23 protein-coding genes, 1 tRNA gene, 1 other RNA gene and 1 pseudogene are annotated in these 24,207 nt (G+C 51.0%); 9 read left to right on the forward strand and 17 right to left on the reverse strand.

Annotated features, from left to right (window positions below; all coding sequences use genetic code 11):
- Nucleotides 1–12: 12 nt before the first annotated feature.
- The 4 genes from hisS to ndk are packed head-to-tail and all read right to left on the reverse strand — an operon-like array spanning nt 13 to nt 4,169.
- Entirely contained in the window at nt 13–1,299 is a 1,287-nt protein-coding gene (hisS, locus tag QUE60_RS05140) for a histidine--tRNA ligase (RefSeq protein ID WP_286226280.1), read from the reverse strand.
- Nucleotides 1,286–2,563, reverse strand: coding sequence for a flavodoxin-dependent (E)-4-hydroxy-3-methylbut-2-enyl-diphosphate synthase (gene ispG / locus QUE60_RS05145; protein WP_458574782.1), 1,278 nt, complete (start codon nt 2,561–2,563; stop codon nt 1,286–1,288). Before ispG ends, hisS begins: the two co-directional genes overlap by 14 nt.
- An 18-nt stretch (nt 2,564–2,581) precedes the next feature.
- Nucleotides 2,582–3,736, reverse strand: coding sequence for a 23S rRNA (adenine(2503)-C(2))-methyltransferase RlmN (rlmN, locus tag QUE60_RS05150; RefSeq protein ID WP_286226281.1), 1,155 nt, complete (start codon nt 3,734–3,736; stop codon nt 2,582–2,584).
- A gap of 7 nt (nt 3,737–3,743) precedes the next feature.
- Nucleotides 3,744–4,169, reverse strand: a complete 426-nt coding sequence (ndk, locus tag QUE60_RS05155; RefSeq protein ID WP_108508520.1) for a nucleoside-diphosphate kinase — start codon at nt 4,167–4,169, stop codon at nt 3,744–3,746.
- Between the two features lie 269 nt (nt 4,170–4,438).
- Between ndk and QUE60_RS05160 the strand changes: the two genes are divergently transcribed.
- Nucleotides 4,439–5,140, forward strand: a complete 702-nt coding sequence (locus tag QUE60_RS05160; RefSeq protein ID WP_286223063.1) for a Bax inhibitor-1/YccA family protein — start codon at nt 4,439–4,441, stop codon at nt 5,138–5,140.
- 45 nt (nt 5,141–5,185) lie between these two features.
- On the opposite strand, the gene QUE60_RS05165 is transcribed toward QUE60_RS05160, so the two are convergent.
- From QUE60_RS05165 to dnaX, 9 genes and pseudogenes are all read right to left on the reverse strand, one after another.
- Nucleotides 5,186–5,743 (reverse strand): peroxiredoxin, encoded by a 558-nt coding sequence (locus QUE60_RS05165; RefSeq protein ID WP_286226282.1) that lies wholly within the window; start codon nt 5,741–5,743, stop codon nt 5,186–5,188.
- Between the two features lie 40 nt (nt 5,744–5,783).
- Nucleotides 5,784–7,142, reverse strand: a complete 1,359-nt coding sequence (gene rlmD, locus QUE60_RS05170) for a 23S rRNA (uracil(1939)-C(5))-methyltransferase RlmD (RefSeq protein ID WP_353506029.1) — start codon at nt 7,140–7,142, stop codon at nt 5,784–5,786.
- 35 nt (nt 7,143–7,177) lie between these two features.
- A complete protein-coding gene (locus tag QUE60_RS05175; RefSeq protein ID WP_286227490.1) occupies nt 7,178–7,990 on the reverse strand; it encodes a 3'-5' exonuclease in 813 nt (270 codons plus the stop codon).
- A 26-nt stretch (nt 7,991–8,016) separates the two neighbouring features.
- Complete coding sequence (locus QUE60_RS05180; RefSeq protein WP_286226284.1) at nt 8,017–8,850, reverse strand: peptidoglycan DD-metalloendopeptidase family protein; 834 nt, start codon at nt 8,848–8,850, stop codon at nt 8,017–8,019.
- Nucleotides 8,847–9,470: pseudogene (locus QUE60_RS05185) on the reverse strand (protein-L-isoaspartate(D-aspartate) O-methyltransferase); the annotation flags it as partial. The gene QUE60_RS05180 and the pseudogene QUE60_RS05185, both read right to left, overlap by 4 nt.
- Before the next feature lie 26 nt (nt 9,471–9,496).
- A complete protein-coding gene (gene surE / locus QUE60_RS05190; protein WP_286223070.1) occupies nt 9,497–10,282 on the reverse strand; it encodes a 5'/3'-nucleotidase SurE in 786 nt (261 codons plus the stop codon).
- A 20-nt stretch (nt 10,283–10,302) separates the two neighbouring features.
- Entirely contained in the window at nt 10,303–10,935 is a 633-nt protein-coding gene (recR, locus tag QUE60_RS05195; protein ID WP_286226285.1) for a recombination mediator RecR, read from the reverse strand.
- Between the two features lie 6 nt (nt 10,936–10,941).
- On the reverse strand, nt 10,942–11,265 hold the full coding sequence (locus QUE60_RS05200) for a YbaB/EbfC family nucleoid-associated protein (RefSeq protein WP_286223072.1): 324 nt from the start codon (nt 11,263–11,265) through the stop codon (nt 10,942–10,944).
- Nucleotides 11,266–11,288: 23 nt separating this feature from the next.
- Nucleotides 11,289–12,953, reverse strand: a complete 1,665-nt coding sequence (gene dnaX, locus QUE60_RS05205) for a DNA polymerase III subunit gamma/tau (RefSeq protein WP_286226286.1) — start codon at nt 12,951–12,953, stop codon at nt 11,289–11,291.
- A gap of 33 nt (nt 12,954–12,986) precedes the next feature.
- Here dnaX and ffs point away from each other — a divergent pair.
- Nucleotides 12,987–13,084: signal recognition particle sRNA small type (gene ffs, locus QUE60_RS05210), an RNA gene on the forward strand.
- 313 nt (nt 13,085–13,397) lie between these two features.
- Here ffs and QUE60_RS05215 read toward each other — a convergent pair.
- Entirely contained in the window at nt 13,398–13,880 is a 483-nt protein-coding gene (locus QUE60_RS05215; RefSeq protein WP_286226287.1) for a TlpA family protein disulfide reductase, read from the reverse strand.
- A gap of 128 nt (nt 13,881–14,008) precedes the next feature.
- Here QUE60_RS05215 and QUE60_RS05220 point away from each other — a divergent pair, with 128 nt between their 5' ends.
- The 3 genes from QUE60_RS05220 to QUE60_RS05230 are packed head-to-tail and all read left to right on the forward strand — an operon-like array spanning nt 14,009 to nt 15,831.
- Nucleotides 14,009–14,986, forward strand: a complete 978-nt coding sequence (locus QUE60_RS05220) for a helix-turn-helix transcriptional regulator (RefSeq protein WP_286226288.1) — start codon at nt 14,009–14,011, stop codon at nt 14,984–14,986.
- A gap of 45 nt (nt 14,987–15,031) precedes the next feature.
- Nucleotides 15,032–15,385, forward strand: a complete 354-nt coding sequence (locus QUE60_RS05225; protein WP_286226289.1) for a DUF6152 family protein — start codon at nt 15,032–15,034, stop codon at nt 15,383–15,385.
- Nucleotides 15,385–15,831 (forward strand): hypothetical protein, encoded by a 447-nt coding sequence (locus QUE60_RS05230; RefSeq protein ID WP_286226290.1) that lies wholly within the window; start codon nt 15,385–15,387, stop codon nt 15,829–15,831. The genes QUE60_RS05225 and QUE60_RS05230 overlap by 1 nt, the downstream gene beginning before the upstream one ends.
- Nucleotides 15,832–15,837: 6 nt before the next feature.
- Here the strand turns inward: QUE60_RS05230 and QUE60_RS05235 are convergent, their stop codons facing one another.
- Genes QUE60_RS05235 through QUE60_RS05245 form a run of 3 tightly spaced genes read right to left on the reverse strand, consistent with a single transcriptional unit; the run spans nt 15,838 to nt 21,272 of the window.
- Nucleotides 15,838–16,905, reverse strand: coding sequence for a Rossmann-fold NAD(P)-binding domain-containing protein (locus QUE60_RS05235; RefSeq protein ID WP_286226291.1), 1,068 nt, complete (start codon nt 16,903–16,905; stop codon nt 15,838–15,840).
- 6 nt (nt 16,906–16,911) lie between these two features.
- Nucleotides 16,912–19,275, reverse strand: coding sequence for a DNA topoisomerase IV subunit A (parC, locus tag QUE60_RS05240; RefSeq protein ID WP_286226292.1), 2,364 nt, complete (start codon nt 19,273–19,275; stop codon nt 16,912–16,914).
- Nucleotides 19,276–19,283: 8 nt separating this feature from the next.
- The gene (locus tag QUE60_RS05245; RefSeq protein WP_286226293.1) at nt 19,284–21,272 is read right to left on the reverse strand and encodes a DNA topoisomerase IV subunit B; all 1,989 of its coding nucleotides are present in this window, start codon (nt 21,270–21,272) and stop codon (nt 19,284–19,286) included.
- A 59-nt stretch (nt 21,273–21,331) separates the two neighbouring features.
- On the opposite strand from QUE60_RS05245, the gene QUE60_RS05250 reads away from it, so the two are divergent.
- The 4 genes from QUE60_RS05250 (at nt 21,332) to QUE60_RS05265 (ending at nt 24,060) form a co-directional block, all read left to right on the forward strand.
- Nucleotides 21,332–22,549, forward strand: coding sequence for a CaiB/BaiF CoA transferase family protein (locus QUE60_RS05250; RefSeq protein ID WP_286226294.1), 1,218 nt, complete (start codon nt 21,332–21,334; stop codon nt 22,547–22,549).
- Complete coding sequence (locus QUE60_RS05255; RefSeq protein WP_458574783.1) at nt 22,546–23,769, forward strand: MFS transporter; 1,224 nt, start codon at nt 22,546–22,548, stop codon at nt 23,767–23,769. Before QUE60_RS05250 ends, QUE60_RS05255 begins: the two co-directional genes overlap by 4 nt.
- Nucleotides 23,770–23,820: 51 nt before the next feature.
- The gene (locus QUE60_RS05260; protein WP_286226295.1) at nt 23,821–23,979 is read left to right on the forward strand and encodes a hypothetical protein; all 159 of its coding nucleotides are present in this window, start codon (nt 23,821–23,823) and stop codon (nt 23,977–23,979) included.
- Nucleotides 23,980–23,985: 6 nt separating this feature from the next.
- A tRNA-Arg gene (locus QUE60_RS05265) sits at nt 23,986–24,060 on the forward strand.
- The last annotated feature ends 147 nt before the right edge of the window (nt 24,061–24,207 follow it).

Consider the following 24,207-nt stretch of genomic DNA (forward strand, 5'->3'; position numbering starts at 1 on the left):
TATGCTTTATGGCTAAGAATCCACTAAAGCATCCACCACGGCCACCAATAAGCCAGAGAGTGGCACGGCATGTTGCTCACCGGTGCCGCGCAGATTTTTTAACTGCGCCTCATCACGGGCAAGCTCATCAGGACCAATAATCAGAGCCAATTGCGCACCGCTGGCATCCGCTTTCTTCATTTGAGATTTAAAGCTTGCACTCTGCCCATCGGGTGGGCAATGCAAAATCACATCAATTCCGGCACTACGCAGCGCCTCTGCGGCAATCATGGCTTGCACCAGAGTTTCGCCGCCTTGATGCAAGACATACACATCGCATACGGGTTCACTAGCGGGAGTACTTTCCGAGATCGCCATCAGATCGAGTACGCGCTCCATACCCATCGCCCAACCGCAGGCTGGGGCACTTTTACCACCCATCCGCTCCATCAAGGGGTCGTAGCGACCACCGCCGGCGATCGTACCCTGGGCACCCAATGCCTCGGTGGTCCACTCAAACACGGTCAGGTTGTAATAGTCTAAGCCGCGCACCAGTCGTGGGTTGATCTTAAATGGAATGTTGTTAGCCTTTAGGAGCGTTTGTACTGCTTCAAAGTGAGCTAAGGACTCTGAACCCAAAAACTCCAAGAGTTTGGGGGCGCCCTCAATGAGAGCCTGCATTGCTGGATTCTTCGAATCCAAAATCCGCAGTGGATTGGTTTGTAAACGTCGCTGCGAGTCCTCATCCAATTGTGCGTGGTGTTGCGTAAAGTAATCAACGAGTGCTTGGCGATGCGCAGCGCGTTCGGGCGCCTCGCCCAGGGAATTGAGCTCCAAACGCACGCCTTGCAAACCCAGTTCATCCCACAGGCGTTGGCCCATCAAGATGATCTCGGCATCAATGTCTGGTCCTGCAAATCCCAGTGCCTCAATCCCAAATTGATGAAACTGGCGATAGCGTCCACGCTGTGGGCGCTCATGCCGAAACATGGGTCCTGTGTACCAAAGCCGTTTGGGGCCGTCATAAATTAGATTGTGTTCAATCGTAGCGCGCACGACTGCTGCGGTTCCCTCGGGGCGCAGTGTGAGTTGCTCTCCATTGAGTCGATCTTCAAAGGAGTACATCTCCTTCTCGACAATATCAGTCACCTCACCGATACCGCGTTGGAATAGTGCGGTGGATTCCACAATGGGTGTCCGAATCTGTTCATAGCCGTAGGCTCGAGTCAGATCCGCTAAGGTGCGCTCGAGATAAGACCAAGCTGCTGCATCCTTAGGCAGCAGATCGTTCATGCCGCGGATGGCATTAATTTTTTGCATGGTAATTGGCTTTAACGTACTCGTCGACGATTAGTTGAAATTCTTCGGCGATCCCCTCACCGCGTAAAGTTTTAACCTTCACACCATCGACAAACACTGGGGCTGCGGGGCTCTCACCAGTGCCTGGTAGAGAGATACCGATATTGGCATGCTTACTCTCGCCTGGGCCATTGACGATACAACCCATCACTGCCACGTTCATATTCTCCACGCCTGGATGGGTTTTCTTCCACACTGGCATTTGTTGACGTAGATACGATTGAATCTTGGCTGCCAGTTCTTGGAAGGTGGTGCTCGTAGTGCGACCGCATCCAGGACAAGCAATTACCATCGGCGTGAAATTGCGCAATCCCATGGTTTGCAAGATCTCTTGCCCGACAATCACCTCATTCTCACGCGGCGCACCAGGATCAGGTGTTAAGGAGATACGAATGGTGTCACCAATTCCTTCTTGTAAGAGCACTGCAAGTGCTGCAGTGGATGCCACGATACCTTTGCTACCCATGCCAGCTTCGGTGAGCCCGAGATGCAAGGAGTAATCGCAACGTCTAGCGAGATCGCGATAGACTGCAATTAAATCTTGTACACCACTCACTTTGCACGAGAGCGTAATCTGATCAGGGTTCATGCCGAGCTCAACCGCTTTACTGGCCGATTGAAGTGCCGACTGAATCAAGGCTTCAATCATCACCTCTTGAGAGGTTTTGGGAGTGGGCAGCTTTGCGTTCTCATCCATGATCTGCGCGAGCAACTCTTGATCAAGACTGCCCCAGTTCACACCAATGCGGATTGGTTTGTCGTAATGGCAAGCCGCCTCGATCATTTGCGCAAATTGTGGGTCGCGCTTGGCGCCCTTGCCCACATTACCGGGATTAATACGGTACTTCGATAAGGTCTTGGCACAATCGGGATACTCTTTGAGTAAGGTGTGGCCGTTGTAATGAAAGTCGCCAATCAATGGCACCTTCACATCCATCTTATCGAGTTGCTCGCGAATATAGGGCACTTGTGCAGCGGCTTCTGGGGTGTTCACGGTAATGCGCACCAGTTCCGATCCGGCACGTGCCAACTCCTTTACCTGAATGGCAGTTGCAATCGCATCCTCGGTATCGGTATTGGTCATTGATTGCACTCGCACCGGAGCATCTCCACCAACTGTGACGCGGTTATCGCCCCACGCCACCACCGACTGGCGCGATAGACGGCGCGGTAATGGTCCGAGAGGTAATGGTGGCAAACAGCCTGGCTCGATCTTATTCATCATGGCATCCAATTGCGTTCATTATCGTCCCTGAAACTGAATCACCTGCTCATTGAGTGCTTGCATACGCTCAGCACGGCGGGTTCGATCAATCACATCGCCTGCCAACTGACCGCAGGCAGCTGCGATATCGTCACCGCGGGTCTTACGTACCGTGGTCACCAGATCAGCGTCTTGCAAAATTTGGGCAAACTGTTTGACGCGCTCTGCGGGTGAACGCTTGAGGCCCGAGGCTGGAAATGGATTAAAGGGAATGAGATTTAATTTGCAACGCAAGCCCTTTAAGAGTTTGATTAACTCTTTGGCATGCTGGTCTTGATCGTTTACATCATCGAGCATGCAGTACTCAAAGGTAATGAAGTCGCGCGGTGCAAATGGTAAGTAGCGATCGCACGCGGCAATCAGTTCTTTTAAGGGGTATTTTTGATTCAGTGGCACGAGCTCATCGCGCAGAGCGTCGTTCGGTGCGTGCAAGGATACAGCGAGAGCCACTGGGCAATCCTGGGCCAAGCGATCCATCATGGGCACCACACCCGAGGTTGAGACAGTCACGCGACGGCGCGAGAGTCCATAGGCGTGATCGTCGAGCATCAAACGCAATGCCACGAGCACCGCATCGTAGTTGAGCAAAGGCTCGCCCATGCCCATCATCACCACATTCGTAATCACACGACCCTGTGCTTGCTCCGCACAATCCTCATCCAGCCTGCGAATCGCAAGCGGATCCTCGCGCAAATGATGCTCGGCAAACCAGAGTTGTCCAATAATCTCGGCCGGGGTCAGATTACGAGCAAAGCCTTGGTGACCAGTGGAACAAAATCGGCAATTGACTGCACAACCCGCTTGGGAGGAAATACACAATGTGCCGCGATCATCCTCGGGGATGTACACCATCTCAACGGCATTACCAGCCCCCACATCCAGTAACCACTTGCGGGTACCGTCACCAGCCTTCATATCCCCAATGACTGGCAGACTAATGACTTCTGCTTCTTCTGCGAGTTGATGACGAAAGGATTTAGCCAGATCGGTCATCAGCGCCACGTCACTGACGCCACGCTGATGAACCCACTGCAAGAGTTGCTTCGCCCGAAAGGGCTTCTCATTTAGTCCCGCAACGTACTCTGCCATCTTGGCAGCATCAAAATTGAGTAAGTTCGTGCGGCTTGAATTCAATGGTGAATTAACGTGCGTAGATGTTCATGCCGGGAAAGAAAAAGGCGACTTCCACTGCAGCGGTCTCTGGTGCATCCGAACCATGCACGGCATTAGCATCAATGCTATCTGCAAAGTCAGCGCGGATTGTGCCCTTGTCGGCTTTCTTGGGATCGGTCGCACCCATCAGCTCACGATTTTTGGCAATCGCGTTCTCACCCTCAAGTACCTGAATCATGACCGGACCCGAGATCATGAAGCTCACGAGGTCTTTGAAGAAAGGACGCTCTTTATGCACGGCATAGAACTGCTCAGCTTCATTTTTTGAGAGGTGCGCCATTTTGGCGGCGACGATCTTCAAACCAGCCTGCTCAAAACGAGCATAGATTTGGCCAATCACGTTCTTCGCGACTGCGTCAGGTTTGATGATGGATAAGGTGCGCTGAATTGCCATGCAAAAACTCCAGTGAGGTTGTGTGAAACGGTTTTTCGGTTTTATTGAATCATTTGTCAGCAATACTCGGTATTGCGATGCGAAATTATACGTTGTTTTTAGGGTTTTATCCCCGATTCCGACCCCTAAGCCATTGAATTTCTTAGGTATATCACCAAAAGACCCTAATGCCAGCGACCTTCCTGTCACAAAGGTCTTGATTTTTATATGTTTTGTCTATACTTGGTGACTATCAAGTCCATGTTGGACTTACTTTAAGGAGCTACTCAATGAGTGATCTCAATTCGTATGGTTTTGGTCGTGGTGCTGCGGTTGCAACTGCCCAATCCCGTAACCGTGTCCTAAGAAACACCTACGCCCTCTTGGCACTCTCCATGGTGCCTACCGTAATTGGTGCGTGGCTGGGTGTGGCCATGGGCTTTACCTTCTTTGAAGGTAGTCCATTTATGGGCGCAATTTTGTTCTTGGCCGTTGCCTTTGGTTTCTTCTGGGCAATTGAGAAGAACAAAGACACCGGTATGGGCGTCGTGCTCTTGCTGGCGTTTACCTTCTTTATGGGTGTGATGCTCTCGCGCTTGATTGGCATGACCCTGGGTAGCTACAGCAATGGTGCTGCTCTCATCATGGGCGCCTTTGGTGGCACAGCTGCAATCTTCACCGTGATGGCGTCGATTGCCACGGTCTCCAAGAAAGACTTCTCGGGCATGGGCAAGTTCCTGTTCGTAGGCGTCATTCTGTTGATCTTGGCTTCCTTGGCCAACATCTGGTTGCAGATCCCTGCCCTGATGCTCACCTTGATGGTTGTAGCGATTGCCATCTTCTCCGCGTTCATCCTGGTGGATGTGCAGCGTGTGGTTAATGGTGGTGAGACCAACTACATCATTGCAACTTTAGGCATCTACCTAAGCATTTACAACATTTTCTCCAACCTCTTGGCTCTTCTGGGCATCTTTGGTGGAGACCGCGACTAATAGCAACATCGTCACGCGGTAATTTAGGGCGCTTCGGCGCCCTTTTTATTTCTTGCTCTTCAAATAATCCAATACCCAAGTAGGATCACTATCACTTGGGAAGATTGGGTAATGTACTGCCTCAATATGCCCATCATTGGTAATCAGGGTCACGCGTTTGAGTAAGGTTATCCCTGCCGCCACAAAGGTTGGCAAGTTGAGCGCCTGCTGGAACTGATACTGCTCATCACTGAGCACCTGAAATGGCAAATGCAAACGGGTAGCCATCTCGCGTTGGTAATCCGTACTCTGCACACTGAGGCCATACACATTGGCATTTAAGGCTTGGAGTTCTTGATAGTGATCACGATAAGCACAGCTTTGGGGTGTGCAGCCACGCGCGCCTGGGATTTGATCCCACCCTTCGGGCAATGACACATTAGGCTGCCCGGTCATGGGGTAGCAATAAATGACTGTGCGCCCGGGTAGTTGTGAGAGGTTCACCATCGATCCATCGGTTGCTAATAAAGCAACATTCGGCAAAGCCATGCCGACCAAATGATTGCACGCCCCATCGTCTTTGGGAACGGGTAAATCAGTCGGTAGTTGGTTGAGGTTGGTCATGGGGAATCTAATCGATGAACCCCATCAGAATACCTAACTTTTATCCCAGTCGATCAAACACCGCAATCGATTCAATGTGCGAGGTGTGAGGGAACATATTGATGATCCCTGCTTTACTCAGGGTGTAATTTAGTTCGTGCGTCAGAATCGCTGCATCACGTGCCAGTGTTTTGGGATTGCATGACACATAGACAATGCGTTTCGGTAGCGCTGTTGTTGGTAAATCCTGCATCGCCTTGCAAATCTCCATAGCACCCTCTCGCGGTGGGTCAATCAGCCATTTATCGGCCCTGCCCCAGACATTGAGATCAGTGGCCGTGATCTCAAAGAGGTTACTCTGACTAAATTGGGTTTTGTGTTCGAGTTGGTTATGCCGAGCATTTTGCAAGGCACGCTGAGTTAGGGTCTTACTACCCTCAATGCCAAGCACTTCCATGGCTAGGGTTGCAATGGGCAGTGTGAAGTTCCCAATGCCACAGAAGAGATCAATCACACGATCACTTACTTGAATATCTAATAGAGAAATGGCCTTACTGATGAGGACTTGATTGACTGCGTGATTGACTTGGGTGAAGTCCGTCGGCAGAAACGGCAATGTCACCCCAAACTCTGGCAAGGTGTAACTCAGCGACTGCTCGCTGGGGTAAAACGGTTTGGCGCTCTCAGGCCCTTGGGGCTGTAACCAAATACCAACTTGATGATGTTTGGCAAATGACTCCAGATTCTTGAGATCGGCGGGGGTCAGCGGCAACAAGTGACGAATCACTAAGGCAATTTGAGTGACGCCCGGTTGGTTTATATCTTCTCCAACAGCAAACTCGATTTGCGGTACGCGATCCCGGATACTCAGTGAGCCCACCAGTTCCCGCATCGGTACCAAGAGATCGGAGATGCGTTTGGGGATGACTTCGCAGGTCAGCATATCCGCCACATAACTACTGTTGTGTTCATGAAAACCCACCAAGATTGTGCCCTTCTTGATCGAGCGATCGATCACACTTAAACGTCCTCGATGGCGATAGTGCCAAGCGGATCCTGCAATCGGTCGTAAGATCTCTTGAGGCTTAATCCGTCCGATGTGCCACAAATCATCCTCTAAGACCCGTTGCTTGATTGCAATCTGCGCAGCAAAATCCAGATGCTGCATGCTACATCCTCCGCAGGTCCCAAAATAGGTGCAGCGAGGTGTGGTGCGATAGACCGCGGGTTTAATCAGTTCGTGGAGTTTGGCTTTGGCAAAACGCGCTTTCTCCCGCGTGATAGTGTAGGTCACGCGCTCGGTCGGCAACGCTCCCCGAATAAAGAGTACTTTACCGCCCTCTTCATTCGATTGCCGCGCAACGCCTTGTGCATCGAGATCCAAAGAGTCAATCGTGACGATCGGAGATGCTTTTGGCATCGGTGCTTCCGTACTCATTCTGAACGTGATGGATGCTAGTGACTAAAGCCGGCTAAGTACTCGGGCCAGGGTGCTTTACCCTGCTTGGCATCCTGCTCGAGTTGCTGCTTCACATAAGCGAGTTCTTCGTCGTACTCATCAGCAGTAAAGCCGCCACGCATTTGTTGAAAGCGGCAGTAGACCAAATAGGTGTTCACCACATCGGTCTCGCAATACTGTCGGATTTGTTCAATCTCTCCGCGTTGATAGGCAGGCCATACTTGCGAGCCATCCATCCCCAGTTTTCCAGGAAAGCCACACAGCTTCGCTAGCGCATCGAGCGGTGCGTTGGCACGGGCATTGTGTTTGGCTAGAATATCCATGAGATCAATGTGACGCATGTGATAGCGGTTAATGTAGTTGTTCCACTTAAAGTCTTTACTATCGCTATCCATGCTCTCACCCATCTCCCAATAGCGCGGTGCGGCCACTTGGTTTAACAGCGCCCGGTAGTGCAAGACCGGTAGATCAAAGCCGCTTCCATTCCACGACACCAACTGGGGGGTGTATTTTTCAATGAGTTCATAAAAAGCTTGTACGAGAGTTTTCTCATCATCGGCTGCGGTTCCGAGACTACCAACCTTAAATTGCGGTAAGCCCTCTTTGGTGGTTCTGCGGATCACGCACGAGATCGCAATGATCTTTTGCAGGTAAAGGGGTAAAAATTCATGGCCAGTTTGGGCAGCACGCTCATCCATCGCGGCCTTTGCGACCTCAGCATCGCTCATCGAGTCTGGATAGGCATTGAGTACCCGAAGACCCGCAACATCCGGAACGGTCTCAATATCAAATACCAGTACGCTGGGGATCGATTTAGCCAAACGGGTGATTACAGTTATTGCAAATATTGCATTGGGTTAACGGGCTTACCGTTCATACGCACCTCAAAGTGCAACTTCACCATATTGGCATCGGAGTCGCCCATCTCAGCAATCCGTTGACCTTTGCGCACGTTCTCACCCTCTTTCACTAAAAGAGTGCGGTTATGGGCATAGGCCGTGAGATAGGTGTTGTCATGCTTGACGATGACCAGGTTGCCATACCCTCGCAGACTGTTACCGGCATAGACGACTTTGCCATCGGCTGCCGCTTGAATGGGCTCACCCATCTTGCCGGCAATATCAATACCCTTGTTCTTGGCCTCATTGAACTCCTCGACCACTTTGCCCTTTGCAGGCCATGAGAGCTTAATGGGTGGATCAATTGCATTCGCTTTGGGCTCAGCAACTACTACCTCTTTCTCTTCCGCTTTCTTAGCAGCCACTTTGCTATCAGCAGGCGCTTTACTATCAGCGGGTTTGATCGGCTCAATCGGCTTGCTTGTTACCCGAGCCGTGCTTGGCGGTGGCTTCACCCGCAAGACCTGATCAACCTCAATCAAATTAGGGTCGGTGATGTTGTTCCAAGAGGCAATATCGCGATAAGACTGCCCGTTATCGAGCGCAATCCGAATCAAGGTATCGCCGCGTTTGACCCGATAGAACCCCGGAGGAACTGGCTCTTGAGCAGGTGCGCTGGCTACCGGTGCGCTGCGATCCGTAATGGTGGCTGGCTTGGTTCTGGGTGGTGTTGAGCATGCTGCAAGCCCAAAAGCGATAACCGCTACGAGAGCGGTCTGGCCGAAGCGAATCGCGTATCGGGATTGTGGGCTGGCATGCAATGGGCTCATATCACCCCTGATTGTAAGGGCACAAAAAAGACCTCATCAAGTGCGGTCCTTTGATAGCGGTGGGAACTCACCCGCTCAATGAGTAAGAGCTGTTGCTCGGTCTCGCTTTTAGAGACCGGCGCAATTAAGCGCCCCCCAATCGCCAGTTGATCCAATAAAGGGTCGGGCACCCCCAACCCCGCCGCTGCCAGGATGATTCCGTCAAAAGGTGCTGCTTGCGCTAGCCCGCGGATTCCGTCGCCATAGATGAGGCGCAAATTGGCGATACGAAAGGGTCGTAATTTGGTGCGAGCCAGATCATGCAAAGCACGAACTCGCTCAATCGAGTAGACCTCTTGCGCCAACAAACTCAGCACCGCTGCTTGGTAGCCACATCCTGTACCAATCTCTAGCACCTTCCCCAAGGGTTGTTTGTTCTTGTGCAAGAGCTCAATCATGCGTGCCACCACCGAGGGCTTCGAGATGGTTTGCTGATGACCAATCGGTAATGCCGAGTCTTCATAGGCTTGCGCGTGCAATCCAGCATCCACAAATGAGTGGCGCGGTACGGTGGCTATGGCTTGTAAGACCTGTGGGTTCTTCACCCCGGCCTCATGCACCTTGCGTGCGAGGTCTTGGCGATGCCCGGCAAAGCGCTCGGCCGCTTTCATCCGCGGTCCCAGCCAGAAGCACGCATACTCGCTTGGCGCGCATGGTGCGTGAGATCGAGTTGCATCGGCGTAATTGAGATACATCCTTCATTGATCGCATGAAAATCCGTCCCGGGGGAGATATCACGCGCTTCGCCTGCGGGACCAATCCAATAAATGTTCTCACCACGAGGATTTTGTTGCACGATCACGGGTTGCGAGTGATGACGTGTTCCTAAGCGCGTCACCCGCCAGCGTTTGAGTTGCTCATAATGGCCATTGGGAATATTGACGTTTAGTAAGGTGGCGATGCCATCGACCCGCTCCATCGGCTCTTGCAGAGCCTGGGTCACGATGTCACGCGCTGCCTTTGCAGCATCCTCAATTTGAGCCCAACCACGGTCCACTTGTGAGAACGCAATGCCTGGCACCCCAAACATCACACCTTCAATCGCAGCGGCAACGGTACCTGAGTACAGGACATCTTCGCCCATATTCTCGCCTTGATTAATTCCTGAGACCACCAAATCAGGTTTACTCTCCAAAAATCCGGTCATGGCCATGTGCACACAGTCGGTGGGCGTGCCATTTACAAATAGAAATCCATCGCGCTCACCACCGGCGACCCGATGAATACTCAAGGGTCGTGAGAGCGTGAGCGAGTTCGATGCGCCACTGTGGTTTTGCTCCGGTGCCACAATCGTTAACTTGCCTAAGGGGCGTAGTGCATTAACCAAAGCGAGTAAGCCAGGAGCTAAATAGCCATCGTCATTACTCACTAAGATGTGTGGGACTTTACTCATAGATGCTTTCGTTGATTGTTTTAGCTGATGGAGCGGCGATCGAGTAAGGCGCGTGCTAAGGTGCCAGCATCCACATACTCCAACTCGCCACCCACCGGAATGCCGCGGGCAATGCGGGTTGCTTTGATGCCTTTGATCTTTAAGACCTCGCCAATGTAATGCGCGGTGGCCTCACCCTCGCTCGTGAAGTTGGTAGCCAGCACCACTTCACGTACGGGTCCACCAAACTCTGGTTTCTCGATCCGATCGAGGAGGCGATCAAAATGAATCTCATTGGGGCCCATACCATCCAGTGGTGAGATACGCCCCATCAGAACGAAGTACTGACCCTTAAAGCTCATGGTTTGCTCAACCATCACTTGGTCTGCCGGGGTCTCCACCACGCACAATAAGGCGGGGTCGCGACGTGAATCGCTGCAGGTCATACAAAGCTCGAGTTCAGTAAAGGTATTGCAACGCTGACAATGGCCGATGGACTCGACTGCCTCACCCAATGACTGAGCTAAGACAGCCGCGCCATTACGATCATGTTGCAGCAGATAATACGCCATGCGTTGCGCTGATTTGGGGCCAACGCCAGGCAAGACCCGCAGAGCCTCCACCAAACGACTAAGTGCGTCTTGAGGCTCGTTTGGCGCTTTGGTCCGGCTCATCCGACTTTAGAACGGTAACTTAAATCCGGGAGGCATGGGCATACCAGCGGTCGCTCCCGACATGAGCGCTTGGCTAGCTGCTTCAGCCTGCTTGAATGCATCGGTATACGCAGTGACCACCAGATCTTCGAGCATCTCGCGATCATCCATTGCTGCCGGATCAATTTGCACCCGCTTCATCTCATACTTGCCAGTAATCGTGACCTTCACCATGCCGCCAGCGGCTTGGCCCGTGAGCTCCAAGGCATTGAGCTCCTCTTGGGCGCGCTTCATCTTCTCTTGCATTTGCTGGGCTTGCTTCATTAAACCCGCAATTTGACCTTTCATCATGGTGTGCTTCTCCGCTATTGAAATTAATTAATGGGACGAACTGAGCCCGAGACCACTTTGGCTCCGAACTCACGCTCCAGCTCTTTTAGGAATGGGTCTTCAGCAATTTGCTCTTCGGCATTGAGTTTATTCTCTTCGTAAATTTGGGCATCTACTTTAGCAATCGTGTGATTAGCCTTACCCTCACCCAATTGCAGCTTCACAGGTTTACCGTACTGCGCCCGGAGGGTCTCCCCAAAACGGGCTAACGCATCATCAGTCGCCAGTTGGGGCATCGCAGTCGTCAGAGTAATAAAGAGTGTCGTTGGGGTGTCGCGCCACTCCACCAGTTCGGTTTGGTGAGCGAGTTGTTGCAAGAGTCCTCGCAATGGCAAATTACGTACCATCGCATGCCAATCGGGTTTGATCTCACTATTGAGGTTCGGCGTATGGGTTGCGGTTTCGGGTGCAGTATTTGTAACAGTACTCGCAACAGTCTTTGCAACCGGCTTTGCTTCTACTGACTTGTTTGCGGGAGCGGTTGATTTAGGAGTAGCTTGCGTAGCAGGCTTTGGTATGCTGTTCGCTGTTACTGAAGTACTACCACTGCCACCGGGTTTGAAGGCTAACATTCGTAGAAGCGCCATCGCAAATCCAGCTTGCTCGTCGGGAGCCAATGACAAATCGGCCCGGCTGGTAATAGCGATCTGATAAAAGAGTTGGGTCTCTTCGGGAGTAAACGCTTTAGCAAGCCTACGAATCTCATTCGCTTCTGGCCAATCCTCCAATACAGAGTCAGGCACGATCTGGGCTGTGGCTATTTTGTGTAAGAGACTGGCTAGATCTTGCAGTGCTAAAGAGAAGGACATGCTGCGCAAGCCCATCTCTTCCGTGATGTCGTTTAGAGTTTTGCCGTCTTTATTCTGCAAGGCATCCAAGATCTTGATGAGATAGGTCTCATCAATCGTGCCCAACATGGTGCGGACTGCGGCCTCTGTGACCGGCCCTGCGGCATAGGCAATTGCTTGGTCGGTAAGCGATAGTGCATCGCGCATGGATCCCTGGGCCGCTTTTGCAATCACACGCAAGGCATTCGGTTCAGCAGTCACTGACTCCGAACCCAGAATCTGCTGCAAGTGCTCTACGATCAAAGGGACTGGCATTTGCTTAAGATTGAACTGCAAGCAGCGAGAGAGCACGGTGACCGGTACCTTTTGGGGATCGGTGGTTGCCAAGATGAACTTCACATGCGGCGGTGGCTCTTCCAAGGTCTTGAGCATGGCATTAAAGGCATGCGTGGAGAGCATATGCACCTCGTCGATCATGTAGACCTTAAAGCGAGCACTGCTGGGTGCATAACCGGCTTTCTCTAATAATGAGACCATCTCATCCACACCACGATTACTCGCCGCATCCATCTCAATGTAATCAACAAAGCGTCCAGCATCAATCTCGGTACAGGCTTGGCATTGGCCACAAGGTTCTGAGGTCATTTGCCCTTTGCCATCTACTCCGGTGCAATTGAGGGCTTTAGCCATAATGCGAGAGATGGTGGTCTTACCAACTCCACGGGTACCCGTGAATAACCATGCGTGGTGTAAGCGGCCTTGATCTAAGGCATGGGTTAAGGCTTTCACTACGTGATCCTGACCCACCAGTTCAGTGAAGGTTTTGGGGCGCCATTTACGAGCCAGTGCAAGTGCAGTCATGGGCTCAATTCTAACAAGGCTACAATAAGAATGGACGGGCCTCCTCGCATGGTGGCTTGGCAACCTGGTCAGGTCGGGAACGAAGCAGCCATACCCAAATACTATCAGTGCCGAGGGTCGGGCTCGTCCTTATTTCCTAGTGATGCAAATGAATCGATCGTTTAGCTATTTGCTGAATAATCCTAGAAATACCCCAAGTAAACTTTTGAAGGTCAAATAGGCAATTCCTAGGATTGTGATTGCCATGAGCAAGCGAGAGCCAAACTCAATACGGAATATTTTGGCTCGATTATGAGTAAGTTCGATTAAAAACACCATTTTGAATACGTAACCTTTTGGATTTAATAATCACTAGATTATTTGTATGCATTTGGTTTGTGAAGAAGGTTGGGCCTAAACGTTTGTAATCACAACGGAAGTAGTACGTATGTATTACTTGATTAATTATTGAACTTTTGCAAAGCGCTTAAGGTCTGCATACTCCTCAGGAAATATCTCCCCGATTTCACGGTAGATCACTTTGTTGTTCTTATCCAAAATGATAAGAATTGGTATGCCTTTGACCTTCCCCATTGATTTTTGCAGTTCTGGGGTCATCATGGCTGCCGGGAATGTGTACTTATTGTTTTCCATATATTGCTTGGCAAGCAATGGGTTCTTATCAATGGAGATGGTGATGACATTGAGTGAATTAGGCGGCAGCTCTTTGTAGAGTTTTTCTAAATAAGCATTTTGCTTCTTACAAAATGGGCACCAGGTGGCCCAAACCTGGATTAAGGTGTTCTTGGTGTTGTTAGCCGGTATGACATACGGAGTGCTGTTGAGTGTTTGCAGTTGCCCCAACTCAATGGTTTGGCCAACTGTCAGTGCAAGAACCATGCCCGGGATGAGCATAAGGCACACGAATAGAAGTCTGATGATTTTCATACCCTAATCCTAACTGAAGTGCTTGGGGGCTGGTATTGGTTTCGCGTCATTGACTTACCTTGATCTGGCTCATATAGTGAGCCTTTTATGGCCCATGCTGTTGCCTATTTTGTTATGGGAGATTGCTTATGAGCGATATGGAGCGCTTGCACAAGATTAAGTACATGATCCAGAGTCGGGGCTGCGTGCCGATTGAGGATTTCTTAAGTGGCTTAGAAATCTCGCGCGCAACCTTCAAACGCGATCTTGACTATCTGCGTGATCGTATGAACGCACCAATTGTCTACGACCGCGCCATGGGCGGTTATCGCTTTGATAAGCCCAATGCCGGCGATAAGTTTGAGTTACCCGGCTTGTGGTTCTCAGAAAAAGAGGCGACTGCCCTCGTTCTCATGCAACACCTCTTATCCAATCTAGATACCAATGGCTTACTAAGCCCTCATATTGCGCCCCTCATGAACATCATTGATGGTATCTTGGGTCAGTCTGAGATCTCTGCAAAAGAGTTACGAAAACGCATTAAGGTCTTTGGTGTTTCAGCCCGCAAGAATGTGCTCGAGAACTTTGAAGAAGTCGGTATCTCACTCCTAAAACGCCAGCGCTTACACCTGTCCTATTACTCCAAGGGTAAGGATGAATCAACCGAGCGTGATGTATCACCGCAGCGCTTAATTTTCTATCGAGATAACTGGTACCTCGATGCGTATTGCCATCTCCGCAAAGGCCTGCGTAGTTTTGCCATGGATGGCATTCAAACAGCGCATGTTTTGGATGAAAAAGCCATTGATGTCTCTGAAAAAGAATTACAAGAGAACTTTGCTGAGAGTTATGGCATCTTCTCTGGCAAAGCTACACAACGCGCCAAATTACGCTTTACCCCTGAGAAAGCCCGCTGGGTTGCTGCAGAGACCTGGCATGGCCAGCAAGTAAGTAGCTTCGATAAGGAAGGCAATTACTTCCTTGAGTTTGATTACAACCAAGATCCGGAACTCATCATGGAGATCATGAAGTATGGGGATAGTGTTGAGGTATTGGCACCTGCCAGTTTACGTAAACGTGTTGCCGAGGAACTTCTAAAGGCCGCCAAGCGCTATCAATCATTGTGATGCGCGCCATCTCACCATACAATGAATTATCCGAACGAGGTGAATATGATCACAGTCATTAAACGAATCATTCTGAGCTGCTTATTATTAAATCTTGGTCTTGCCCATGCCCATCACGGCTGGTCTGAATATGATCAGACCAAGACCGTTAAGCTCACTGGCACGATTACTCAAAGTAGCTATGAGCATCCGCATGGAGTAATTAAACTAAATGCCGATGGTAAGTCGTGGACCATCGTACTTGCTCCACCCTTTCGGATGGAAAACCGGGGCTTGAGCAAGAGTGATATTGCTAACGGTTCGCAAGTCACGGTTGAGGGGTATATCAATCGCAGCCAACCCGATGAGCTGCGCGCTGAGCGCATCACTGCTGGCGCTAAAACCGTTGAATTGCGTTAATGACTAGCCCCATCATGGCCTTAGAGGGCTTATGGCTAGCCCAGGCCATGAAGTACTCGACGTGGCTCTACCCTACGGTTGAGACCATGCACATCTGGGGCATCGGCATGCTCTTTGGAAGTGTGGTCATCATGGATTTACGAGTCTTGGGATTTGGCACCAAACTCAGCATGTCGGATCTATCTCGTTTGGGGATCTCAGTGGCATTCGTCGGGTTTGGCCTAGCGGTTCTCACTGGATCGCTCCTGTTTATTACTCAAGCCTCTGAGCTCATTGGTTCACGCTTATTTATTCTGAAGATGTGCCTTATCTTCTTATTACTCGCCAATGCCATGATTCTGCGCATGCGCACAGTAACAAATGGCATCAGTAAATTACAAGCCCTTCTCTCACTCACCGGTTGGGCGAGTGTCATTGGGATGGGGCGTTGGTTGGCTTATATCTAAAGCTTGCTAGGTCGAGAGCTTCTGACGATTGGCCTCTAGGCGGCGATCCACCAGCGCTACCTGAGCATCAATTGCTGGATGATTCATGCCCTTTGATCTAGCAATGAGTTGCACCAACTTATCAGCGCGCTCAATATAAGGGGCACCATTCTGTAAAGCACGCGCTGCAGATGCAGGCCTTGAGAGTGACTGGGCTGCAGCGGCATACTTCTCAAAGGGGACCAAGTCAGCTGGGTTGGAACCTAATTTGATACACAAATCGACCACAAAGTTATAGACCGATTTGGATTCATCAAGGTTGGCGTGAACAGCATCCTGAGTATTGCGCATGCCATCGGCAGTCACGCAACGGTAATTACCTGCTAACAACATCGCCCACTTCGCTAAGGGCACAAATAAAGAATCATGTACCTTCAATTTAACAGGTAGTTCAATGGGTCCCTCTGGTGTTGCAAAGCGAGCATTGGCTACATCAGTTTCCAACTGGCGCAAGATTTGATTGTACGCATCATTACTAAAGGTGGCGCATTTGAAGTTCGTTGGTAAGGTCACCTGCAGAACATTGGCTGGTTCGCCTGGTGGGCGGATCGCCTGAGGATCGGGGCTATTTAATGTAACGTTGTTTGGATCAAAGGTATCCCACACACGTGCGTCGGTATAAGCAGCCTCTAGCGCCTGGTAATCCAGTCCAGGAATACGCTTCATGTATGGCAATGGCGGCATGTTCATAATCGACATACACGGTATTCCAGAACGACCGATCGCTGCCATCAGCTCACGCACACCGGGTGAGCGATATTGAGGCTCTTGCATACACAGTCCCACCAAATCGTATTGGCTAACATCGACTGTTTCTGCGGGTCCGGCACTCACTGAGCCTGGCAATTGTTGTGAGTTCAATAAAACCGGTTCAGCACGCCCCCGAATGGGTAGGCGAACCTTAAATCCTTCCGCATTGATGAGCTTTGCCTCTTCGGGCAAACACACCAAGTGAATGTGATGACCACCATAGAGTAATTTAGATGCTAAGAGAGAGCCATAAGAGGCTCCTAGTAATAAGATTTTGTAAGGCATAGTTTCTTAGTTAAGAATTGCTTTTAGTCGTGCTTCTTTGAGTCGCGGATCCACTAAATGACCTTTACGGGCACGGTTACCAGCAAAGCCCTTCAATGTTTTAGCGTCAAGCAGTGTATCAGTGGGTTTACCAGCGCGTCCTGACCCGCTGTAACTTATCCCTGCTGAGCCAAAGGTAATTGCGCAACGCAAATGCTCTTTAGCATCCAGCCCCATCAAGATCACACCCTTGCCGCCAGTCGGTAAGCGTTTGAGCTCATCCAGGGGGAACACTAAGAGTCGGCCGTTCTCCGATAAGCAAGCAACCTGGCGCATCCCCTCACTCACCTTCGCAGCACCCAGCGGCGCATCCCCGGGCAACTTCTTATCGAGCCCCACAAAGGATTTACCTGCTTTATTGCGAGTAATCATATCTGCCACATTCGCCAAGAATCCATTGCCACCTTTAGTAGAGATCAATACCAGATCATCGGCGTGACCTGCATAGTAGGCGACCATTTGCGAGCCTGGCGCGAGATTGACGTAACTCGTAAGTGGCGAGCCATCGCCTCGTGCGCCGGGTAATTCACTCACGGCAACCGTATAGACACGACCATCACTACCAAAGCCAAGCATTTGATCGACAGTGCGGCACTCAAAGGTATCGTAGAGCGCATCACCGGCTTTGAATGTGAACTGTTGGGGATCATGCTCATGACCCTGACGGACTCGGACCCAACCCTTTTGGGATACGATCACAGTCACCGGCTCATCAATCACCTTCACTTCAGCCACTGCCCGCTCATCTTCTTTCATGAGGGTGCGACGCGCATCACCAAACTCTTTAGCATCGCTCTCAATTTCTTTGATGATGTGTTTGCGCAATGCCGACTCATTACTGAGTAACTCATCAAGCTCCGCCTTTTGCCCTTTGAGCTCTTTGAGTTCCTGCTCAATCTTGATTCCTTCAAGACGGGCCAGCTGGCGCAAACGAATCTCTAGGATATCTTCAGCTTGACGCTCGGTGAGCTTAAAGGCCTTCATCAAATCGGGTTTTGGCTCATCGCTATTGCGAATCAGCTTAATGACCTTATCAATGTTTAGAAAGACAATCTTGCGCCCTTCCAGAATATGCATCCGGTCTTTGACCTTCCCCAAGCGATGCTGGGTACGACGAGTGACGGTCTGCACGCGAAACTCGATCCACTCGGTGAGGATCTCTTTTAATCCCTTTTGACGGGGTCGGCCGTCATTACCAATCATCACCAAATTAATCGAAGCATTCGACTCGAGTGAGGTATGCGCAAGAAGCAAGGTGATGAACTCATTTGGTTCTACGTTCTTGCTCTTGGGCTCAAACACCAGGCGTACCGGGGACTCACGACTCGACTCATCGCGCACACTATCTAAGACGTTCAGAATGGTTTGCTTGAGATTGTTTTGCTCGGTGGTCAGTGATTTCTTGCCCATCTTCACCTTTGGATTGGTGAGCTCCTCGATCTCTTGCAAGACCCGTTGTGCTGAGGTCGCTGGTGGCAACTCATTGACCACCACCTGCCATTGCCCACGTGCAAGTTCTTCAATGGTCCAGCGTGCGCGCACCTTGACCGAGCCGCGTCCACCCTCATAGATCTGGGCGATCTCACTGGCTGGTGAAATAATTTGCCCACCCCCCGGAAAATCCGGACCAGGGATGTGTTTGAGTAAATCATCCAAACTGGTCTTGGGGGACTTCATGAGCGCTACTGCGGCACTCGCCACCTCGCGCAGATTGTGCGATGGGATCTCGGTCGCCATACCCACGGCAATACCCGAGGCGCCATTGAGCAAGACAAATGGCAGACGTGCTGGGAGTAGTTTTGGTTCTTTAAAGGAGCCGTCGTAGTTGGGCACAAAATCAATCGTGCCCTCATCGATTTCAGCGAGGAGCAGGCTCGCAATCTTAGTCAAGCGTGCTTCCGTGTAGCGCATCGCCGCGGCTCCATCACCATCGCGCGAGCCAAAGTTACCTTGGCCATCGATTAATGGGTAGCGTAAGGAGAAATCCTGTGCCAAGCGCACCAGGGCATCGTAGGCCGATTGATCACCATGGGGATGGAACTTACCCAAGACATCGCCGACCACGCGCGCACTCTTAACTGGCTTCGCATCGGCACGCAAGCCCATCTCGTTCATCGCAAACAAAATACGACGTTGTACTGGCTTTTGCCCATCGGCGACTTCGGGTAATGCCCGCCCTTTGACCACACTAATCGCATAATCAAGGTACGCACGCTCAGCGTAGATGCCTAAGGATAAGAACTCCTCTGGGTTAGCCGTATTTGCTTTGGGCCGCTCTTGAGTAAAGAGATCCCCCTGCTCAGGAGTTGCTTTCTTATTTTTAGTCGCCATGCTGTGTCCTAAATGTCGGCTTCTACTTCATTACCGCGCTCTTCTAACCAATCGCGGCGCGCGCCAGATTCTGCTTTGCCCATCAACATATCCATGGTCTTAATGGTCTCGCTCTCGCTCATCTCGCCCAAGGTCACCGGCAAGAGACGTCGGGTATCAGGATTCAAGGTGGTATCCCACAGTTGCTCAGCACTCATCTCACCTAAGCCCTTAAAGCGCGAGATTTGCCAGGCGCCCTCGCGCACACCGTCTTTGCGCAGCTTATCTTCAATGGCAGTTAGTTCGCCCTCATCGAGTGCGTAGATCTTCTGTGCGGGCTTCTTGCCACGCGCAGGTGCATCAACGCGATACAGTGGTGGTCGCGCAACATACACATGACCGTTCTCGACCAAGCGTGGGAAATGTTTATAAAAGAGTGTGAGCAGCAGCACCTGAATATGCGAGCCATCCACATCGGCATCCGACAGTATGCAAATCTTGCCGTAGCGTAAGTTCCCCAAGTTGGGTTCATCATTAGGCCCGTGGGGATCAACTCCAATCGCTACTGCGATATCGTGTACTTCGTTATTGGCAAAGAGCCGATCGCGCTCGGTCTCCCAAGTATTGAGGACCTTACCCCGCAAAGGCAAAATCGCTTGATATTCTTTATTGCGCCCCATCTTGGCAGAACCACCGGCGGAGTCGCCCTCCACCAAGAAGATCTCATTTAAAAGAATGTCTTCACTCTCGCAATCGGTGAGCTTGCCAGGCAGTACCGCGACACCCGAGGATTTTTTCTTTTCCACCTTTTGACCAGCGCGGGTGCGCGCTTGTGCTTGTTTAATGACGAGCTCTGCAAGTGCTTTGCCGTAATCAACGTGTTGATTGAGCCACAACTCAAGAGCGGACTTCACAAAGCCAGAGACCAAGCGCACGGCATCGCGGGAGTTCAGGCGCTCTTTAATCTGTCCTTGGAACTGGGGATCCAACACTTTGGCAGACAAAATAAATGAGGCCCTGGCAAATACGTCCTCAGGCATGAGCTTCACTCCCTTGGGTTGCAAGGCATGGATCTCAACAAAACTTTTGACCGCATTAAAGAGTCCTTCGCGCAAACCACTCTCATGCGTACCACCCGCTGGGGTTGGGATGAGGTTCACATAACTCTCGCGCACCGGTGCCCCCTCTTCGGTCCAACTCACGACCCAAGCGGCACCCTCACCTTCGGCAAAGGCTTCTTCATCGCCTGCGCCACTGGCGTAATGCTCACCCTCAAATGCAGGAATTACTGGGGCACTATGGCCACCTTGTGCCAAGGCTTCATCGAGGTAACCTTTTAGTCCTTGGGTGTAGAGCCAGGATTGGCTTTGCCCGTTTTTTTCTTGAACCAGCGTGACCTTGACGCCGGGTAAGAGCACTGCCTTGGAGCGCAAGAGGCGCTCGAGATCAGCCATGGGAATGGTGGCACTATCAAAGTATTTTGGATTCGGCCAAACGCGCACTTTGGTGCCATGCGCTTTATCGCCTTTGGTTGCTGCTTTGGATTTAAGTTTCTCGATCACATCGCCATCGGCAAAGGTGATGTTGGAGACCTGTTGCTCACGCCACACGGTCACCTCTAAACGTTTAGCGAGCGCGTTCGTAACCGACACACCCACACCATGTAAGCCTCCTGAGAATGCATAAGCACCGCCACTACCCTTCTCAAACTTGCCACCGGCATGCAATTGGGTAAAGACGATTTCAACGACGGGTTTTTTCTCTTGGGGATGCATACCCACTGGAATGCCGCGGCCATCGTCTTCCACACTCACACTACCGTCGGTGTGTAAGGTCACGACCACTTCTTTACCGTAACCACCGAGTGCTTCGTCTGAGGCGTTATCTAAGACCTCCTGAATGATATGCAGGGGATTATCGGTGCGGGTGTACATACCCGGGCGCTGACGCACTGGCTCCAAGCCCTTTAAGACTTTGATGGAGGATTCGCTGTATTGGGATGGTTTACGGGTTGCCATGCGCAGAAATTGTAGTCATATCCCAAAGGCGTGTGACAAAAGCATGGGAAAATAAGCCTATGGGAGCTTTAAGTCATATTCGCGTATTAGATCTGAGCCGGGTATTAGCGGGTCCGTGGTGTGCTCAAAACTTAGCTGATTTGGGTGCTCAGGTGATTAAAGTGGAGCGCCCGGGCGCAGGTGACGATACCCGCCATTGGGGCCCTCCCTTTGCTAAAGACCCAAATGGTCAGGACACCACCGAGTCAGCGTATTACATCTCGATTAATCGTAATAAGAAATCCATCACGCTCGATATCAGTACCTCTGAGGGTCAAGCGATTGTGCGTGATTTGGTCAAGACCTCCGATGTGGTGATCGAGAACTACAAGGTGGGTCAGCTAGCGAAGTACGGTCTTGACTATCAATCCTTATGTGCGATCAAGCCCAATCTCATTTATTGCTCGATCACTGGCTTTGGTCAAACCGGTCCCTATCAACATCGCCCTGGCTATGACTTTATCTTGCAAGGCATGGGTGGCTTTATGAGCATTACCGGTGAAGCGGATCATTTACCCGGTGGTGGTCCTCAAAAGGCTGGGGTTGCGATCGTGGATTTATTTACAGGGATGTATGCCAGCTCCGCCATCCTTGCGGCGGTGATTCATCGCGATCGCACCGGTGAGGGTCAATACATTGATATGGCTCTCCTCGATACTCAGGTAGCAATGCTTGCAAATATTTCTAGTAATTATTTATGCAGCGGGGTCTCACCGCATCGCTGGGGTAATGCTCACCCCAATGTAGTGCCCTATCAAACCTTTCAGACATCGGATAGCTGGATCATTGTGGCAGTTGGTAACGATAGCCAGTTTCGTAACTTCGTGAAGGTCGGCAATCGCGAGGCTCTTGCTGACGACGTGCGCTTTGCAACAAACCCAGCGCGCATTGAGCACCGCACTGCATTAATCCCACTGTTAGCCGAGATGGTGAAGGAGAAGACCAAGGCGCAGTGGATTTCTTTATTGGAGACGGCAGGTGTGCCTTGCGGGCCCATTAATAATTTGCAAGAGGTGTTTGAGAACGAGCAAGTCATCTCGCGTGGCATTGAGATGCGCGTGCCCCACCCAACCGCCGGCACCATGAAATTGGTTGCGAGTCCGATGCGTCTCTCCAAAACCCCGGTGGAGGTGCGCATGCCACCGCCGCTGTTGGGACAACACACCGATGAGGTCTTACGCGAACTGGGTATGAGTGAAGAGCAAATTAGCGAGTTGCATCAGAAAGGAATTGTGTGACCCAGCGCACGCCCAGCCTATCGATGCTTCAAGTGCTGATCTTTGGCAGTCTGATGGTCACCCTTTCCATGGGTATTCGTCATGGCTTTGGTCTCTTCAATATGCCGATTACCTCGGCTAACGGCTGGGGGCGTGAGACCTTCGCATTAGCGATTGCGCTCCAGAACCTGATTTGGGGATTTGCCCAACCCGTCGCTGGCGCGCTTGCCGATCGCTATGGGCCATTCAAGATCATGATTCTGGGTGGATTCTTGTATGCCGTGGGTCTAATTGGGATGGCACTGACCAATGATCCCTTGTTATTCCATTTGGCGGGCGGTCTATCCATTGGTATTGGTCTAGCGGCGACAACCTACAGTGTGGTGTACGGCATTATTGGTCGCAATGTATCGCCCCAAAAACGCGTATGGGCGATGGGGGTTACTGCAGCGGCAGGCTCCTTCGGTCAGTTTTTGATGATGCCATTAGAGCAAGGCTTGATTAGCAACTTTGGAGCCAACGAAGCACTCATCTATTTAGGACTCATGGCCTCACTCATGATCCCCATTGCATTTTTCTTACGCGAGACCGGTTTTGCGCCCAATCAAGCTGGTGGCCAAACCATCCGACAGGCTCTTAACGAAGCCATTGGTAATCGCAACTTTCGTTTCTTGATGATGGGTTACTTTGTATGCGGCTTTCAGGTAATCTTTATTACGGTTCACCTCGCCCCGTATCTCAAGGATATGTCGGCGATCTATCCCGGTATCAACGGTGCTACCGTTGCTACTACTGCCTTGGCCTTGATTGGTTTATTTAATGTGATTGGCACCTACTACGCTGGGGTCTTGGGCGAGCGCTTTCCTAAACGATTTTTACTCTCGGGTATTTACTTCACCCGCTCACTAGCGATTGCTCTCTTTTTATTGTTGCCCCTCTCGTCGATGAGCACTTATGCGTTTGCTGCTGTGATGGGAGTACTCTGGCTCTCAACCATTCCGCTCACGAATGCGATCGTCGCTCAGATCTTTGGGGTCAAATACCTCACCATGCTCTCGGGGGTGGTGTTCTTCTCCCATCAATTAGGGAGCTTCTGTGGTGCCTACTTCGGTGGCTACCTCTATGATCTCACTGGTTCCTATCAGATCGTGTGGGGCATTGCCATGGCCCTGGGGGTCTTCGCTGGTCTGATTAATTTACCGATCCGTGAAGAGCCCTTGCAGCGCCCGGCAAGCGCATGAGGACGTAGCTATTCTGTGGCGATGACCATCTGCTTTCGGTAGAATGAGTGAATGAGTCAATCGCTATCAATTACTTCAACTCTGACCAGAAAGAAGATCGCTCTCTATGCAGTCGTTGTGTTCCTTTTGATGCTGGTCTTTGCGCTCTACTTCATCCCTGAGGTTGTAATTGGTTTGGCTGAGCAAGCATGGGCCCTGTGTGGCTGGTAATCCCCTCCCGCTGTAGCACAATGGATAGTGCAATCGCCTCCTAAGCGATAGATCCAGGTTCGACTCCTGGCAGGGGGACCAAATTTATTCATGACGCATTGATTGTTAAATTAGGAAAACTACTAATCTTGTTTGATGTGAACGTGTCTTTTATTTGTTACGCTTTTTAATTGATGTACGATGGATTGGTGATGAAGTTATCCACAGCATGTGTGGACAAATCGTTCA

This window comes from Polynucleobacter sp. HIN11, assembly GCF_030297675.1.
Classification (GTDB): domain Bacteria; phylum Pseudomonadota; class Gammaproteobacteria; order Burkholderiales; family Burkholderiaceae; genus Polynucleobacter.

Bases quoted from the DNA above. Each gene is read 5' to 3' on its own strand.
- QUE60_RS05200 (WP_286223072.1), bottom strand. From the start codon at position 11,265: ATGATGAAAGGTCAAATTGCGGGTTTAATGAAGCAAGCCCAGCAAATG.
- QUE60_RS05260 (WP_286226295.1), top strand. From the start codon at position 23,821: ATGAGTCAATCGCTATCAATTACTTCAACTCTGACCAGAAAGAAGATC.
- QUE60_RS05215 (WP_286226287.1), bottom strand. From the start codon at position 13,880: ATGAAAATCATCAGACTTCTATTCGTGTGCCTTATGCTCATCCCGGGC.
- QUE60_RS05230 (WP_286226290.1), top strand. From the start codon at position 15,385: ATGACTAGCCCCATCATGGCCTTAGAGGGCTTATGGCTAGCCCAGGCC.
- QUE60_RS05225 (WP_286226289.1), top strand. From the start codon at position 15,032: ATGATCACAGTCATTAAACGAATCATTCTGAGCTGCTTATTATTAAAT.
- QUE60_RS05250 (WP_286226294.1), top strand. From the start codon at position 21,332: ATGGGAGCTTTAAGTCATATTCGCGTATTAGATCTGAGCCGGGTATTA.
- QUE60_RS05180 (WP_286226284.1), bottom strand. From the start codon at position 8,850: ATGAGCCCATTGCATGCCAGCCCACAATCCCGATACGCGATTCGCTTC.
- hisS (WP_286226280.1), bottom strand. From the start codon at position 1,299: ATGCAAAAAATTAATGCCATCCGCGGCATGAACGATCTGCTGCCTAAG.
- ispG (WP_458574782.1), bottom strand. From the start codon at position 2,563: ATGATGAATAAGATCGAGCCAGGCTGTTTGCCACCATTACCTCTCGGA.
- QUE60_RS05160 (WP_286223063.1), top strand. From the start codon at position 4,439: ATGAGTGATCTCAATTCGTATGGTTTTGGTCGTGGTGCTGCGGTTGCA.
- QUE60_RS05245 (WP_286226293.1), bottom strand. From the start codon at position 21,272: ATGGCAACCCGTAAACCATCCCAATACAGCGAATCCTCCATCAAAGTC.
- QUE60_RS05235 (WP_286226291.1), bottom strand. From the start codon at position 16,905: ATGCCTTACAAAATCTTATTACTAGGAGCCTCTTATGGCTCTCTCTTA.
- parC (WP_286226292.1), bottom strand. From the start codon at position 19,275: ATGGCGACTAAAAATAAGAAAGCAACTCCTGAGCAGGGGGATCTCTTT.
- dnaX (WP_286226286.1), bottom strand. From the start codon at position 12,953: ATGACTGCACTTGCACTGGCTCGTAAATGGCGCCCCAAAACCTTCACT.
- rlmD (WP_353506029.1), bottom strand. From the start codon at position 7,142: ATGCCAAAAGCATCTCCGATCGTCACGATTGACTCTTTGGATCTCGAT.
- QUE60_RS05165 (WP_286226282.1), bottom strand. From the start codon at position 5,743: ATGACCAACCTCAACCAACTACCGACTGATTTACCCGTTCCCAAAGAC.
- QUE60_RS05220 (WP_286226288.1), top strand. From the start codon at position 14,009: ATGAGCGATATGGAGCGCTTGCACAAGATTAAGTACATGATCCAGAGT.
- recR (WP_286226285.1), bottom strand. From the start codon at position 10,935: ATGAGCCGGACCAAAGCGCCAAACGAGCCTCAAGACGCACTTAGTCGT.
- ndk (WP_108508520.1), bottom strand. From the start codon at position 4,169: ATGGCAATTCAGCGCACCTTATCCATCATCAAACCTGACGCAGTCGCG.
- surE (WP_286223070.1), bottom strand. From the start codon at position 10,282: ATGAGTAAAGTCCCACACATCTTAGTGAGTAATGACGATGGCTATTTA.